We start from the raw sequence: 12,861 nt of genomic DNA, 5'->3' as shown, positions 1-12,861 counted from the left end.
CGCTGTCATCCGCTCCCGTGGCCCTCGCCGGTTCGGGGCACCGGCAGGCGGCGCAGCAGCTCCCCGACCACGTCGGCGCCTTGGATCTTGCGCACCCACATCTCCGGGCGCAGGGTGATGCGGTGGGCGACGGCCGGGACGGCGAGCGCCTTGACGTCTTCGGGGATCACATAGTCCCGGCCGAGCAGCAGCGCACGGGCGCGGGCCAGTTGCACCAGGTCGAGTTCGGCGCGGGGGCTGGCGCCGACGGCGACCTGCGGATGGTGCCGCGTGGCGTTGGCCAGCGAAACGACGTAGTGCAAGACGTCTTCGTGCACGGTCACCTGCTCGACCGATTCGCGCATCGCGAGCAGGTCGTGCGCATCCACGACCTGGTTGACGGCCGGCTCGACCGACCCGCGCTCGAGGCGCCGGCGCAGCATCGCGGTCTCGTCACGCTCGGAGAGGTAGCGCAGCTCCAGGCGTATCGCGAACCGGTCGAGCTGCGCCTCCGGCAGCGGGTAGGTGCCCTCGTACTCGATCGGATTGTCGGTCGCCAAGACGATGAAAGGCTTTGGCAGCTGGTGCGTTTCGCCGTCGATGCTCACCTGGCCCTCGGCCATCGCCTCGAGCAGCGCCGCCTGCGTCTTGGGCGGCGTGCGGTTGATCTCGTCGGCCATCAGCAGGTTGGTGAAGATGGGCCCGGGCCGGAAGGCGAAGCGCCCCGATTGCATGTCGTAGATCGTGGAGCCGAGCAGGTCCGCGGGCAGCAGGTCAGGAGTGAACTGCACGCGGGTGAATTGCAGCCCCAGCGCGGCGGCGAACGATCTGGCGATGAGCGTCTTGCCGAGCCCGGGCAGGTCCTCGATCAGGACGTGGCCGCGCGCGAGCACCGCGATGAGGATGAGGGTGAGCGCGGAACGCTTGCCCACCACCACGCGCTCGATCTCGTCGAGCACCGCTTCGCAGTGCGCTGTGGTTGTTGCCGCCGGCAGTGTCATACCTGTTCCAACTTTCGCAGTATCTCCTCCAGCGCCGCGCGGCCGGGACCGGGTCGCCGGTCACCGGTCTGCGCGACGTTGTTCGGATTGACCCAGTCCCACAGTTCCGTCCCGAACAGCATCTGGCCGCTCGCCTGATACGCCACCGGGTCTTTGGATCGCCGTTGGCCGGTCGTCATCTCGTATCGGCGCGCAAGCATCGGGCGCAGGTGCCGGTCCCAGTCCACCCGGGTGGACTCCGACCACCGGATCGTCGTCTCGGTGGTGGACAGCCAGCGGCGCAATGAATCCCCGAGATCGTCGGGTTCGGCGTCCGCCTCGGGCTGCGTTCCGCGCCCGAGCACGCGACGGACGGTGAGCAGCACCAGGGCCAGTGCGCCGCCGGAGGCGGCCAGCACGAGCCGACGATCGTGTGACAGCAGTGCGAGCAGCTCGATCCCGACGATAAAGCAGACACCCAGGGCCAGAGTCTTTTTCATGCGGCGCTCCGTGCGCCCAGCTCGTCGAGCACCAACTGCAGGACGCGCACCGCCATGTCGCGGTGAGCCTCGTTCATCACGTGCGGGCTGAATCGCGCCTCGGCGAACAGGTTCACCAACTGCACGGCGTTGTCGGCGTGCAGCGCGCGGTGTTCGACGGCGCGGGCCAACACCTCGGTCGGGGTGTCGAAGTCCTGCGGTACGGCGCCGGGCACGTTGGCCAGCTCGCGTTCCATCGCCGCGTAGCAGGCGATGATGGCCTCGCGAGGTTCACGGCTGAGGTCGGTCATCTCGGCCAGCCCGCGTTCGGCCGCCCGCGCCAACGATTCCGAACGTGACGGCGGCGCCGGGGATTCGGCATGATCGTCCGCGGCGGCGGCGCAGGTCGCCGCCGCGCGCCACCGCCGCCGCGACATGACGACCGTCCCGGTGACGATGACCAACAGCATCGGCACGGTGGCCGCGAGCAGGATGCCGAACATGTCGCCGTTTCGCGCATGCCGCTGTGCCGGCCGGGCGTTCGCATTCTCCGGCGATGCGGCACCGCTCCCGGGCGGGGGCGGCGCCCGGCCGACGTCGTGGGAGGCCAACAGGTGGGACGCCGTCCACACGATCAGCAGCCACGCCACGATGACCGCCAGCCCGATCAGCAGTACCCGCCAGCTCGGCCGGCCCCTGCCGGTGCCGAGCATCTCCGACAGCTGACCGGCTTGGGGCGCCGCGGCCCGCGGGTCGCGCAGCCGCGCGATGACGGCGATCATCACCAGTGCGAGGGTGACCCCGAGGGTCGCCACCACGAAGATCAGCGCCGCCCGGCTGCCGGTTGGCTCCCCGCGCGCGGCGGGGTGGGGGGAAGGCAGATAGCCGCGCACGGCGGCGGAGAGGACGAGCAGCAGCGCGATCAGGGCGACGGCCCGCCCCGTGGGCTTGTCCATACCGGGCATCGGCATACCACTCGACCGGTTGTTGCGGCACTGCTTTGCCTCATCCTGGCACGTCAGGCCGCAGGTTATCCACAGTCGGCGGTTCATCCACAGATCGCGATTCGGGCGCCTCCCGTCGAACCTTCGTTCGATAGCGTGGGGTGGCGGGTTGCCGGATGAGCGCCGAACAGGCACGGGAGCGGATCGGCGCCGCGCTTGACGTCATCGACGCCGCCCACGATGTGCTGCGGGATGCCCCGACCGAGCAGCCGAAATCCTCGCCAAGCGGCCCGCCCGGTGAGACACTCAGCGCGTGCCACCGCATCGGGATGTCGCCGCGTACGACGACCGCGCCCCCCGCTACGACCAGGGCTTTCGCGGTCGGCTGCACCACGGAATCGCCGAGCGCACCGCGCAACTGGCCGTGGCGACGGTCGCCGCCCCCGAGTATGTGCTCGACGTCGGATGCGGCACCGGCTACCTGCTGCAACTGCTGGCTCGCCGCTATCCGAGGGCCAAACATCTGTGCGGGATCGACGCGGCCCCCCAAATGGTCTCCGTCGCAACGGGTCTCGCCCGCGACCCGCGATTGAGCTTCACCCGCGGCGTGGCCGAGGAGCTCAACTACGCCGACCGCGCCTTCGACCTGGTCGTCAGCACCACGTCATTCGATCACTGGTCCGATCAGCTGGTGGGTCTGCTGGAGTGCGCCCGGGTGCTGCGGCCAGGTGGAAAGCTTGTGCTCGTCGACCGGTTCTCGCTGTGTCTGGTGCCCACGCTGGCCATCACCCGCCGCGGCAAGGCCCGCACCCGGCGGCGCGCCGAGCGCCTGCTGCTGCAGGCGGGATTCCGGTCGCCGAAATGGCAACGGCTGCATGCCGGGACCATCAACGCGGTCACAGCGACGAAACCGGCTTAGTCCGCCTCGAACGGCCGGAAAGAGCCGTCGAGCACCTGCAGATGACCGATCGTGCGTCCGGTGACTTTCTCGGGATCGACCAGCGTCAATTCCACTGCGGCCCGGGCGAATTCGTCGGCCGCGGCGGTCTCGTCGAATTCTCGGGCATAGTAGGCCAGTCCGGGGGTGAGGATCGGTTTCGACGGCGACAGGGCATTCACCGCGATGTGGTGATCGGCGAGATCGAATGCCGCGCACTGGGTCAGATGCTCGAGCGCCGCCTTGGATCCGCCGTACCCGGGTAGCACGCCGCCGCTGCGGTCCGGATACGGCCCGTTACCGGGGAGCCTCGATGCCACCGAGCTGATGTTGATGATCGACCCGCGGCCCGCCTCGATCATGTCGGGGCACACCAGCTGCATCAGCTCGTAGGCGGCAAAGACGGCGATGTCGAAATGCCGGCGATACGCCGTCAGCGGGACGCTGAGGAATCCCGGCCAACCCGGTTTGACGGCGCCGGTTGCCGGCTTGGCGGCCTGGGCGCGCGGTGCGCCGCCGGGCGGGCGGGGCCGGCCGGGCGCGGTGAAGGCCGCGTTGTTCACGAGAATAGTGATGGGCCCCAGCGCTTCTCGCGTCGTGCCCACCAACCGGGCGACGTCCTCGCGTTCGGTGAGGTCGGCCCGGATTGCCACCGCGCGTCCGCCCGCGGCCTCGATGTCGGCGACCGTCTCGCCGATGGTTCCGGGCAACCGCTCGTCCCACACCTGCTCGGTGCGTCCCACGACCGCCACGGCGGCGCCTTCCGCGGCCAGGGCCAGCGCAATCGCCCGGCCCAGTCCGCGGCTGCCGCCGGTGACGATCGCGGCCCGTCCGGCCAGCCGCGCCGTCACCGCGTCACCCCGTGCACCACGATGGCGGTGGTCTGCTCCACCCACGCATCGTCGAGCGCGTCCTCCGGGCGCAGCAGCATGCGCAGCATCGTGGCTCCCCCAATCAACTCGATCAACCGGTCCGGATCCACATCGGGATGCGCCTCACCCCGGTCGACGGCGTCACTCAGCCGCACCCGCACGGTCGCGAACAGATCCGCGAACCGGGACATCACCCGGGCGTTGAGGGCGGGGTCGGCGGTCATGTCGGCCACCAGGCCCGGCAGGGCGGCGCGGACGACGGGTGTGGTGAAGACGTCGCGGGTGGCCTCGATCATCATGCGGATGTCGGCCGCGAAGTCCCCGGCCGGCGCCTCCAGCGCGGTGGGCGCCACCGGGAAAGCCGCCTCGTGTACCAGTTCGGCCTTGCTGGACCACCGGCGATACAGCGCCGATTTGGTGGTTCCGGCGCGCTCGGCGACCGCCGCCAGGCTGAGGTTGGAATAGCCCATTTGGACAAGCAGTTCCGCGGTGGCCGATAGGATGGCCGAGTCGATACGCGGGTCCCGCGGGCGGCCGGCGCCGGGGGCCTTGTCAATGGCGGACGGGTCTGCTTTCATAACGCTACCTACCGTATCGTAATTGCCGCGCCGACGTCTCGACGAGTTGAAGTCTCAAAGAATGGAGGCCCCCGTGGCCAATGAACCCGTGCTCGACAAGGTCGACCGGCTTCAACGTTCCAGCCGAGACGTCACAACGCTACCCGCGGTGATGTCGACATGGCTGTCGACCGTCCTGCCCCCCGGCGCGGCGCCGGAGGTGACCGTCGAAAGCGGCGTCGACTCGACGGGAATGTCGTCGGAAACCATCATCCTGACAGCCCGGTGGCGCCAGGACGGCAAGCCCACCGAGCAGAAGCTGGTGACCAGGGTGGCCCCGGCCGCCGAAGACGTGCAGGTGTTCCCCACCTATCGGCTGGACCACCAATTCGAGGTCATCCGGAAGGTCGGCGAACTCACCGACGTCCCCGTCCCGCCGGTGCGCTGGCTCGAGCCCACCGGCAACGTGCTGGGCACCCCCTTCTTCGTGATGGACTACGTCGACGGCGTGGTGCCGCCCGACGTGATGCCCTACACCTTCGGCAACAACTGGTTCGCCGACGCGCCGGCCGAGCGCCAGCGCCAACTGCAGGACGCGACCGTGGGAGTGCTGGCGAAGTTGCACTCGATTCCCAACGCGAAGAACACGTTCGGCTTCCTGGCCGACGAGCAGATTGGCGACACCGCGCTGCGCAGGCATTTCAACTGGGTGCGGTCCTGGTACGACTTCGCGGTGCCCGACATCGGCCGCTCGCCGCTGCTGGAGCGGACCTTCACCTGGCTGGAAGACAACTGGCCGGCCGAATCGGCCGCGCGTGAACCCGTGCTGCTGTGGGGCGACGCACGGGTGGGCAACGTGTTGTACCGCGACTTCGAACCGGTGGCCGTGCTGGACTGGGAGATGGTCACCCTCGGCCCGCGCGAGCTCGACGTGGCGTGGATGATCTACGCGCACATGGTGTTTCAGGAGCTGACCGGGCTGGCCGGGCTGCCGGGCCTGCCCGAGGTGATGCGCGAGGACGACGTCCGCGCCACCTATGCGCGGCTGACCGGCGTGGAAGTCGGTGACCTGCGCTGGTTCTACGTCTACTCGGGCGTCATGTGGGCCTGCGTGTTCATGCGCACCGGCGCGCGCCGGGTGCACTTCGGGGAAACCGAGAGACCCGACGACGTCGAGTCGCTGTTCTACCACGCCGGGTTGATGCGAAGTTTGATCGGAGAGGACCACTAATGCTCGGACCGCTCGACGAGTTCCCGGTTCATCAGATTCCGCAGCCGATCGCGTGGCCGGGCTCCTCGGACCGCAACTTCTACGACCGCTCCTACTTCAACGCCCACGACCGCACGGGCGACATCTTCGTCATCAGCGGCATCGGCTACTACCCCAACCTGGGCGTCAAGGACGCCTTCTTCCTCGTGCGGCGCGGGGACACCCAGACCGCGGTGCACCTGTGCGACGCGATCGACCAGGACCGGCTCAACCAGCACGTCAACGGCTACCGGATCGAGGTCATCGAGCCGCTGCGCAAACTGCGGTTGGTCCTGGACGAAACCGAAGGCATCGCAGCCGATCTCACCTGGGAAGGCCTGTTCGACGTCGTGCAGGAGCAGCCGCACCTCATGCGGTCCGGCAATCGGGTGACGCTGGACGCCCAGCGGTTCGCCCAGCTCGGCAGCTGGAGCGGCCGCATCGCCGTCGACGGCGAGGAGATCGCCGTCGACCCCGCGATCTGGCTCGGCAGCCGCGACCGGTCCTGGGGCATCCGGCCGATCGGCGAGCCCGAGCCCGCGGGCCGGCCGGCCGACCCGCCGTTCGAGGGCATGTGGTGGCTGTACGTGCCGATGGCCTTCGACGACTTCGCCATCGTGCTGATCATCCAGGAAGCGCCCGACGGCTTCCGCTCGCTCAACGACTGCACCCGGATCTGGCGCGACGGACGCGTCGAGCAGCTGGGCTGGCCGCGCGTGGCGATCCACTACCGGTCGGGCACGCGGATACCAACGGGCGCCACCATCGACGCCACCGCCCCCGACGGGACGCCGGTGCGCTTCGACGTGGAGTCGAAGCTGCCGGTGCCCATCCACGTCGGCGGCGGCTACGGCGGCGACTCGGACTGGCTGCACGGAATGTGGAAGGGCGAGAAGTTCGTCGAACGCCTGACCTACGACATGACCGACCCGGCGATCGTCGCACGGTCCGGCTTCGGGGTCATCGACCACGTCGGGCGCGCGGTGTGCCGCGACGGCGACGGCGAACCCAGGGAGGGTTGGGGCCTCTACGAGCACGGCGCGCTGGGCCGCCACGACCCGTCCGGGTTCTCCGACTGGCTCACCGTCGCCCCCTAGGCGGCCCGCTCAGCGCCGGTAGCTCGCGCCGGGGTGGTCGTCCGGAAGGAGCGGTCCCGCTCCCCCGAGCCGTTCCCGTAGGGTGCCGCGCGCCGGGCACGCAGGTACCCGCCCGCGGCGACGCAGCTCGGGCACAACGAGCTTCGCGAAGTCGACGAAGGTCCCGGGGGTAATCACGTAGGCCAGATTGAACCCGTCGACGTCGGCCTCCTCGACCCAGCGTTCGAGTTCGTCGGCCACCTCCCCCGGCGACCCGGTCAGCACCGGGCCGCGGCCACCGAGGCCGACCTCGTCGGCGAGTTCCCGAACAGTCCAGGCGCGATCGGGATCCGCGGTGGTGAACGAGGCCAGCGCGGATCGGTTGGCATCGGTCTGGACGTAGCGCAGCGGCTCATCGGGGTCGAGCTCGGCCAGGTCGACCCCGGTCCAACCGCCGAACAGGGCCAGCGCCCCGGCGGGGCTGACAAAGCGCCGGTAGTCAGCGAGTTTGGCGACGGCTTCGTCATGGGTTTCGGCCACCACCGGGGTGACCATGGTGAAGACCTTGATGGACCGGGGATCGCGGCCCAGCTCGGCGGCGGCCTGCCGCAGGGCGCGCACGGGGCCGCGCACAATCTGCGGCGTCGGGCCGGACACAAAAACGGCCTCCGCGTGGGCCGCGGCGAACCGGACGCCGCGCGGCGAGGCGCCGGCCTGGAACAGCACCGGGGTGCGCTGCGGCGACGGCTCGCACAGGAACGGGCCGGGAACGGAAAAGTGCCGGCCTTTGTGCTCGATGTCGTGCACCTTCGCCGGATCTGTGAACACTCCCCGCTCCCGGTCGCGCACCACGGCGCCGGCCTCCCACGACGCCTCCCACAGCTTGTAGCAGACCTCGAGATACTCGTCGGCGATCTCGTAGCGCTGGTCGTGCGGGATCTGCGCGTCCAGCCCGAGGTTGCGTGCGGCGCTGTCCAGATACGACGTGACGATGTTCCACGCCACCCGCCCCCCGGTCAGGTGATCCAGCGTCGAGAGCCGGCGCGCCAACGCGTAGGGCTGTTCGTAAGTCAGCGACAGCGTGATGCCGAAGCCCAGGGTCTGCGTCACCGCCGCCATCGCCGACACCGCCGCGGTCGGGTCGTTGACCGGGAACTGCGCGGCATCGATGACCGCCGCGTCCCGCGAGGCGCCGTACACGTCGTAGACGCCCAGCACGTCGGCGAGGAACAGGGCATCGAAGCCGCCGTCTTCCAGGATGCGGGCCAGCTCGGTCCAGTACCCGAGTTCGCGATACCGGTAGCCCTGATCCTCGGGATGGCGCCACAGCCCCGCCGATTGATGGCCCACGCAAGCCATGTCGAAGGCATTGAGAAAGATCCTGCTCATCAGCTCATCCGATCTGGTCCGCGCGCGTCTCCCGCGCCGCACAGGCCGCCGCGAAGCTGATCGCCGCGAGCACGCCGAAATAACCCACGATCAGCCAGGGGCTGCCGCCGCCGACCGCCAGCAGCGCCGCGGCGATCAAGGGCGCGAACCCTCCCGACAGGACCGCGCCGATCTGGTACCCGAGCGACGAGCCACTGTAGCGTATCCGGGTGTCGAACAGCTCGGCGAACCACGCCGCCTGCGGACCGTACATGGCGTCGTGAACGACGTTGACGCCGAACACGATTGACGCTACGACCGCGATCGCCGAGCCGGTTGCGACCGCCACGAAGAACAGCGCGAGCGCTACGACGCCGGCCAGCGCGCCGAACAGGTACGGCGGCCGCCGACCCACGCGGTCCGACAGCAGCGCCCAGCCGGGAGTGCTGATGAAGCCGAGCGCCGACGATATCGACACCGCGATCAACCCGACGCTATTGCCCTTGCCGAATGAATCCTGCAGGTAGGTAAGCGAATACGTGGTCAGCAGAACGAACAGTGCGATCTGCGACAGGCGCAGACCCGTGGTGATCAGCACATTGCGCGGCTGGCTGCGCAGCGCCTCGAACACCGGCAGACGCGCGAGCTCATCGCGCTCCCGCAGCCGGCCGAAGACGTCGGCGTCGGTGAGCCGCAGTCGCAGAAACAATCCGATCGCGACCAGAACTGCGCTGAACAGAAACGGAAGTCGCCAACCGAACGCGAGGAAGTCGGCCGGGCCGGTCGCGCTGCGGGTCAGGTAGAAGACCGACGTCGCCAGCAACATGCCAGCCGGGGAACCGAGCTGGGTGAAGCTGCCGAACAGCCCGCGGCGACCGGGCGGCGCGTGCTCCACCGATAACACCGCCGCGCCGCCCCACTCGGCGCCCACGGCCAGCCCCTGCAGGACCCGCAGCGTCGCCAGCAGGACCGGCGCAAACAGCCCGGCCGTCGCATAGGTCGGCAGCAGGCCGATCGCGGTGGTGACCAGTCCCATCACCAGCAGCGCGGCCACCAAAACCGCTTTGCGACCCAGGCGGTCTCCGAAATGGCCGGAGACGACAGCGCCGATCGGGCGCGCCCCGAAGCCGGCGGCGTAGGTCGCGAAGGTGGCCAGCGTCCCCGCGGTGGGGGAAATGTGCGGAAAGAACAGCGGCTTGAAGACGAGCGCGGACGCGGTCGCGTACAGGTAGAAGTCGTACCACTCGATGGTGGTGCCGACCATGCTGCCCAGGGCGACGGTTCGCAGGTCCGGCCTGATGTCGGCCGCCGGTGCGGTGGTAATCACGTGGCGATCACGTAGACGCACGCTAACCAAAGTCCCGACGTCAACGTATGTTTGCCCTCGCCGTGATGCGAACGCGCGAAACCGGCGCCGGCATTTGCCGCACGAAACCGTAGAAATTGTTGTTGACTGGTGCGCGTGCCAAATCCGCCGTGGATCGTCGACGTCGTCGTGGTCGGCGCAGGCTTTGCGGGGCTTGCCGCGGCGCGCGAGCTGGCCCGCCAGGGTCACGACGTGGTGGTGTTCGAGGGCCGCGACCGCGTCGGGGGTCGATCCTTCACCGGCAGCGTGGCGGGGTTGCCCGCCGACCTCGGGGGCACCTTCGTCGGGCCGACCCAGGACGCGGTCCTGGCGCTGGCGGCCGAACTCGACGTCCCGACCATCCCGACCCACCACGACGGCAAGAACGTGATCCACTGGCGCGGCTGGACGCATGCCTACCGCGGCACCATTCCCAAGCTCTCGCTGACCGGGCTGCTGGACATCGGCCGGCTGCGTTGGCAATTCGACCGGATCGCCCGCAGCGTCCCGCTGTCGGCGCCGTGGAACGCGCGCCGTGCGCGCGAGCTCGACGACGTGTCGCTCGGCGACTGGCTGCGGGCCGTGCGCGCCACCGCCTCATCGCGCGACCTGCTGGCGATCGTGGCGCGGGTGACCTGGGGATGCGAACCGGACGACGTGTCGATGCTGCACGCGGCCCGCTACACGCACGCCGCCGGTGGCCTGGACCGGCTGCTCGACGTCGAGAACGGCGCCCAACAGGACCGTTTCCCGGGCGGCACCCAGCAGATCGCCCAGGCCGCGGCCGCCGAGTTGGGCACCCGTGTCGTGCTGGGCGCGCCGGTCCGGCGCATCGACCGGCACGGCGCCGGGGTGACGGTCACCACCGACGTCGGCCAGGCCGAGGCGGGGTTCGTGGTCGTCGCGGTGCCGCCCGCCCATCGCGCATCGATCGAGTTCGCGCCCCCGCTGCCCGCCGAGTACCACCAACTCGCCCAGCATTGGCCGCAGGGCCGGCTCAGCAAGGCCTACGCCGCGTATTCCACGCCCTTTTGGCGCGCCAACGGCTTCTCCGGCCAGGCGCTGTCCGACACCGGACCGGTGTTCATCACCTTCGACGTCAGCCCGCACGCCGACGGGCCCGGTGTGCTGATGGGCTTCGTCGATGCGCGCGCGTTCGACTCGCTCTCCCCGGAGCAGCGCCGCGACGACACGCTGCGCTGCTTTGCGACGCTGTTCGGCGACGACGCGCTCAAGCCGCTCGACTACGTCGACCACTGTTGGGGCGCAGAGGAATTCGCGCCCGGCGGGCCTACCGCCGCGGTCCCGCCCGGATCGTGGACCCGGTTCGGGCGGTGGCTGCGCGAGCCGGTCGGCCCCATCCACTGGGCCGGCACCGAGACCGCGGACGAATGGACCGGGTTCCTCGACGGCGCCGTCAGGTCCGGCCAGCGGGCGGCCGCCGAGATCACCGCCCTGCTATGAGCTGATCCGCACGTCGGCGGTCACCGATTCCGCGAGCGCCCGCAAATGGTGGTTGACCTCACGCGGGTGTTCGAGCATCGAGCAATGGCCGCCGGGCAGCTCGACCAGGCCCACCACGTTGGGCGCGGTGCCCGCGATCCTGCGGGCCTGGCTGATCGGGGTGAGCCGGTCGCGTTCGCTGCCGATGACCAGGGTCGGCACCGTCAATCCGTCCAGCTCCAGGTACCGCGACCCCAACGCCGCGACCAGCATCCGTGCGCAGCCGGCGCGCCCCGCGGGTGAGGTCTGTTCGAAGAACTGGTGCACGATCCTTGCCACGCTCGGGTCGGCGTCCCGGCCCACCGCCAGCATTCCGACGAAGTAGCGGCTCGGGATGCGGGCGGCGCTCGGGATCGGGAACCCACCGAACGTGTGGATCAGAGCGCGGGCGGCGGCCACCCGGGCCGGCGACAGCCCGTGTGGCACCGACAGCAGTTGCACCTTGCGGACCAGGTCACCGGTCGTGGTGTTGATCAGCGCGACGGCATCGGCGCGCCGGCGAACCATGTGCCGGTACCGCGCAGACCACGCGGCGATGGTGATGCCACCCATCGAATGTCCAGCCAGTATCGCGCGTTCGTGCGGCGCCAACGTCGCATCAAGCACCGAATTCAAGTCGGAGGCAAGGTGTTTCAGGCTGTATCCGTCGCGCCGGGGCATACCGCTGCACCCATGGCCGCGGTGATCGAAGGCGATCACCCGGTAATCGTTGGCCAGATCGGCGATCTGGTAGGCCCAGGCCCGGATGGCGCACGTGATGCCGTGCGTCAGCACGATCGGGTAGCCGTCGGGCGGCCCGAACACCTCGGCGTGCAACCGGGTGCCGTCGGTCGCCCGGACGGCCACCGTCTGGCTCGGGGGCAGCACGTGCGGGTACGGATCGATTGCACGAGCCGATCGTCGAGCGCTCATCGCGCACCCCCCTCCAACACGGCCCCGTCGCCGCAGTTAAGGACGCCCGCAAGTTTATCCCTAAGGTCCGTTCGGATTCGGTAAATCCGGCAAACTAATAACCGTGTACCCGATGTCCCGTCGGGAATTCATCGCGGCAACCACCGGCGTGGTCGGCGGCGGGCTGCTGGCCGCCTGCGCACCGTGGCACCCCCCGCCGCCGCAACCGCCGTGGCCGGACGCCCGGTCGGTCCTGATCGTCGGGGCGGGGATGGCCGGCCTGTCCGCCGCCCGCAGCCTGGCCGACGCGGGATGGCCGGTCCGGGTGATCGAAGCCCGCGACCGCATCGGCGGCCGGGTCCACACCGATCGTGACTGGGGCGCCCCGCTGGAGATGGGCGCGTCGTGGATCCACGGCACGTCCGACAACCCCATGGTGCCGCTGGCGCGGCAAGCGCAAGCGAAGCTGGTCACGACCGACTATTACAGCTGGGCCAGGCTCGTGGTCGATCCCGAACTCGCCCCGCTCGACTACGACCCGACACTGTGGCGCGCCTTTGTGGAACGGGCGCGGTACCAAGTCGACGGCGGCAGCCTGGCCGCCGCCGACTTGAGCACCGCCAACATCGCCACGATCGCCTGCGCGCCGCGCGGCAACAAAAACCCCGCGCCCCCCCCGGA

Annotated in this window: 13 protein-coding genes; 5 read left to right on the top strand and 8 right to left on the bottom strand. The window is 69.8% G+C overall.

Annotated features, from left to right (window positions below):
* Positions 1–5 precede the first annotated feature (5 nt).
* Genes A5692_RS26585 through A5692_RS26575 form a run of 3 tightly spaced genes read right to left on the bottom strand, consistent with a single transcriptional unit; the run spans position 6 to position 2,403 of the window.
* Complete coding sequence (locus A5692_RS26585) at positions 6–980, bottom strand: MoxR family ATPase (protein ID WP_068062272.1); 975 nt, start codon at positions 978–980, stop codon at positions 6–8.
* Positions 977–1,459: a hypothetical protein gene (locus A5692_RS26580; RefSeq protein WP_068062268.1), complete on the bottom strand. Its 483-nt coding sequence runs from the start codon at positions 1,457–1,459 to the stop codon at positions 977–979. Before A5692_RS26580 ends, A5692_RS26585 begins: the two co-directional genes overlap by 4 nt.
* Complete coding sequence (locus A5692_RS26575; RefSeq protein ID WP_197514575.1) at positions 1,456–2,403, bottom strand: DUF4129 domain-containing protein; 948 nt, start codon at positions 2,401–2,403, stop codon at positions 1,456–1,458. The genes A5692_RS26580 and A5692_RS26575 overlap by 4 nt, the downstream gene beginning before the upstream one ends.
* Positions 2,404–2,695: 292 nt before the next feature.
* Between A5692_RS26575 and A5692_RS26570 the strand changes: the two genes are divergently transcribed.
* Positions 2,696–3,301 carry a class I SAM-dependent methyltransferase gene (locus tag A5692_RS26570; RefSeq protein WP_068062259.1) on the top strand — a complete coding sequence of 202 codons (606 nt, stop codon included), beginning with the start codon at positions 2,696–2,698 and terminating at the stop codon, positions 3,299–3,301.
* On the opposite strand, the gene A5692_RS26565 is transcribed toward A5692_RS26570, so the two are convergent.
* Positions 3,298–4,170: an SDR family NAD(P)-dependent oxidoreductase gene (locus tag A5692_RS26565; protein WP_068062244.1), complete on the bottom strand. Its 873-nt coding sequence runs from the start codon at positions 4,168–4,170 to the stop codon at positions 3,298–3,300. The two genes, A5692_RS26570 and A5692_RS26565, sit on opposite strands and share 4 nt — an antisense overlap.
* The gene (locus tag A5692_RS26560) at positions 4,167–4,769 is read right to left on the bottom strand and encodes a TetR/AcrR family transcriptional regulator (protein WP_068062241.1); all 603 of its coding nucleotides are present in this window, start codon (positions 4,767–4,769) and stop codon (positions 4,167–4,169) included. Before A5692_RS26560 ends, A5692_RS26565 begins: the two co-directional genes overlap by 4 nt.
* Positions 4,770–4,842: 73 nt before the next feature.
* On the opposite strand from A5692_RS26560, the gene A5692_RS26555 reads away from it, so the two are divergent.
* Both A5692_RS26555 and A5692_RS26550 read left to right on the top strand, forming a co-directional pair.
* On the top strand, positions 4,843–5,979 hold the full coding sequence (locus A5692_RS26555) for a phosphotransferase family protein (RefSeq protein ID WP_068062338.1): 1,137 nt from the start codon (positions 4,843–4,845) through the stop codon (positions 5,977–5,979).
* A complete protein-coding gene (locus A5692_RS26550) occupies positions 5,979–7,094 on the top strand; it encodes a hypothetical protein (RefSeq protein WP_068062238.1) in 1,116 nt (371 codons plus the stop codon). Before A5692_RS26555 ends, A5692_RS26550 begins: the two co-directional genes overlap by 1 nt.
* A 9-nt stretch (positions 7,095–7,103) precedes the next feature.
* Here the strand turns inward: A5692_RS26550 and A5692_RS26545 are convergent, their stop codons facing one another.
* A complete protein-coding gene (locus tag A5692_RS26545; protein WP_068062235.1) occupies positions 7,104–8,462 on the bottom strand; it encodes an LLM class flavin-dependent oxidoreductase in 1,359 nt (452 codons plus the stop codon).
* A gap of 4 nt (positions 8,463–8,466) precedes the next feature.
* The gene (locus A5692_RS26540; RefSeq protein WP_082963122.1) at positions 8,467–9,705 is read right to left on the bottom strand and encodes an MFS transporter; all 1,239 of its coding nucleotides are present in this window, start codon (positions 9,703–9,705) and stop codon (positions 8,467–8,469) included.
* 198 nt (positions 9,706–9,903) lie between these two features.
* Between A5692_RS26540 and A5692_RS26535 the strand changes: the two genes are divergently transcribed.
* Positions 9,904–11,250 carry a flavin monoamine oxidase family protein gene (locus tag A5692_RS26535; protein WP_068062335.1) on the top strand — a complete coding sequence of 449 codons (1,347 nt, stop codon included), beginning with the start codon at positions 9,904–9,906 and terminating at the stop codon, positions 11,248–11,250.
* Here the strand turns inward: A5692_RS26535 and A5692_RS26530 are convergent.
* On the bottom strand, positions 11,245–12,201 hold the full coding sequence (locus tag A5692_RS26530) for an alpha/beta fold hydrolase (RefSeq protein WP_068062195.1): 957 nt from the start codon (positions 12,199–12,201) through the stop codon (positions 11,245–11,247). The genes A5692_RS26535 and A5692_RS26530 overlap by 6 nt on opposite strands.
* A 112-nt stretch (positions 12,202–12,313) precedes the next feature.
* On the opposite strand from A5692_RS26530, the gene A5692_RS26525 reads away from it, so the two are divergent.
* Positions 12,314–12,861 (top strand): FAD-dependent oxidoreductase (locus A5692_RS26525; protein WP_231984474.1); only part of this gene is annotated, 548 nt, incomplete at its 3' end.

Source organism: Mycobacterium sp. E342 (assembly GCF_001667665.1).
In the GTDB taxonomy this organism is placed as follows: domain Bacteria; phylum Actinomycetota; class Actinomycetes; order Mycobacteriales; family Mycobacteriaceae; genus Mycobacterium.
Note: the sequence above shows the minus strand (reverse complement) of the source record. Positions and strands in the feature narration are given on the sequence as shown.

Excerpts from the sequence above, each read along its gene's own strand:
- A5692_RS26580 (WP_068062268.1), bottom strand. The coding sequence starts at position 1,459 with ATGAAAAAGACTCTGGCCCTGGGTGTCTGCTTTATCGTCGGGATCGAG.
- A5692_RS26545 (WP_068062235.1), bottom strand. The coding sequence starts at position 8,462 with ATGAGCAGGATCTTTCTCAATGCCTTCGACATGGCTTGCGTGGGCCAT.
- A5692_RS26560 (WP_068062241.1), bottom strand. The coding sequence starts at position 4,769 with ATGAAAGCAGACCCGTCCGCCATTGACAAGGCCCCCGGCGCCGGCCGC.
- A5692_RS26530 (WP_068062195.1), bottom strand. The coding sequence starts at position 12,201 with ATGAGCGCTCGACGATCGGCTCGTGCAATCGATCCGTACCCGCACGTG.
- A5692_RS26550 (WP_068062238.1), top strand. The coding sequence starts at position 5,979 with ATGCTCGGACCGCTCGACGAGTTCCCGGTTCATCAGATTCCGCAGCCG.
- A5692_RS26575 (WP_197514575.1), bottom strand. The coding sequence starts at position 2,403 with ATGCCCGGTATGGACAAGCCCACGGGGCGGGCCGTCGCCCTGATCGCG.
- A5692_RS26540 (WP_082963122.1), bottom strand. The coding sequence starts at position 9,705 with ATGGTCGGCACCACCATCGAGTGGTACGACTTCTACCTGTACGCGACC.
- A5692_RS26585 (WP_068062272.1), bottom strand. The coding sequence starts at position 980 with ATGACACTGCCGGCGGCAACAACCACAGCGCACTGCGAAGCGGTGCTC.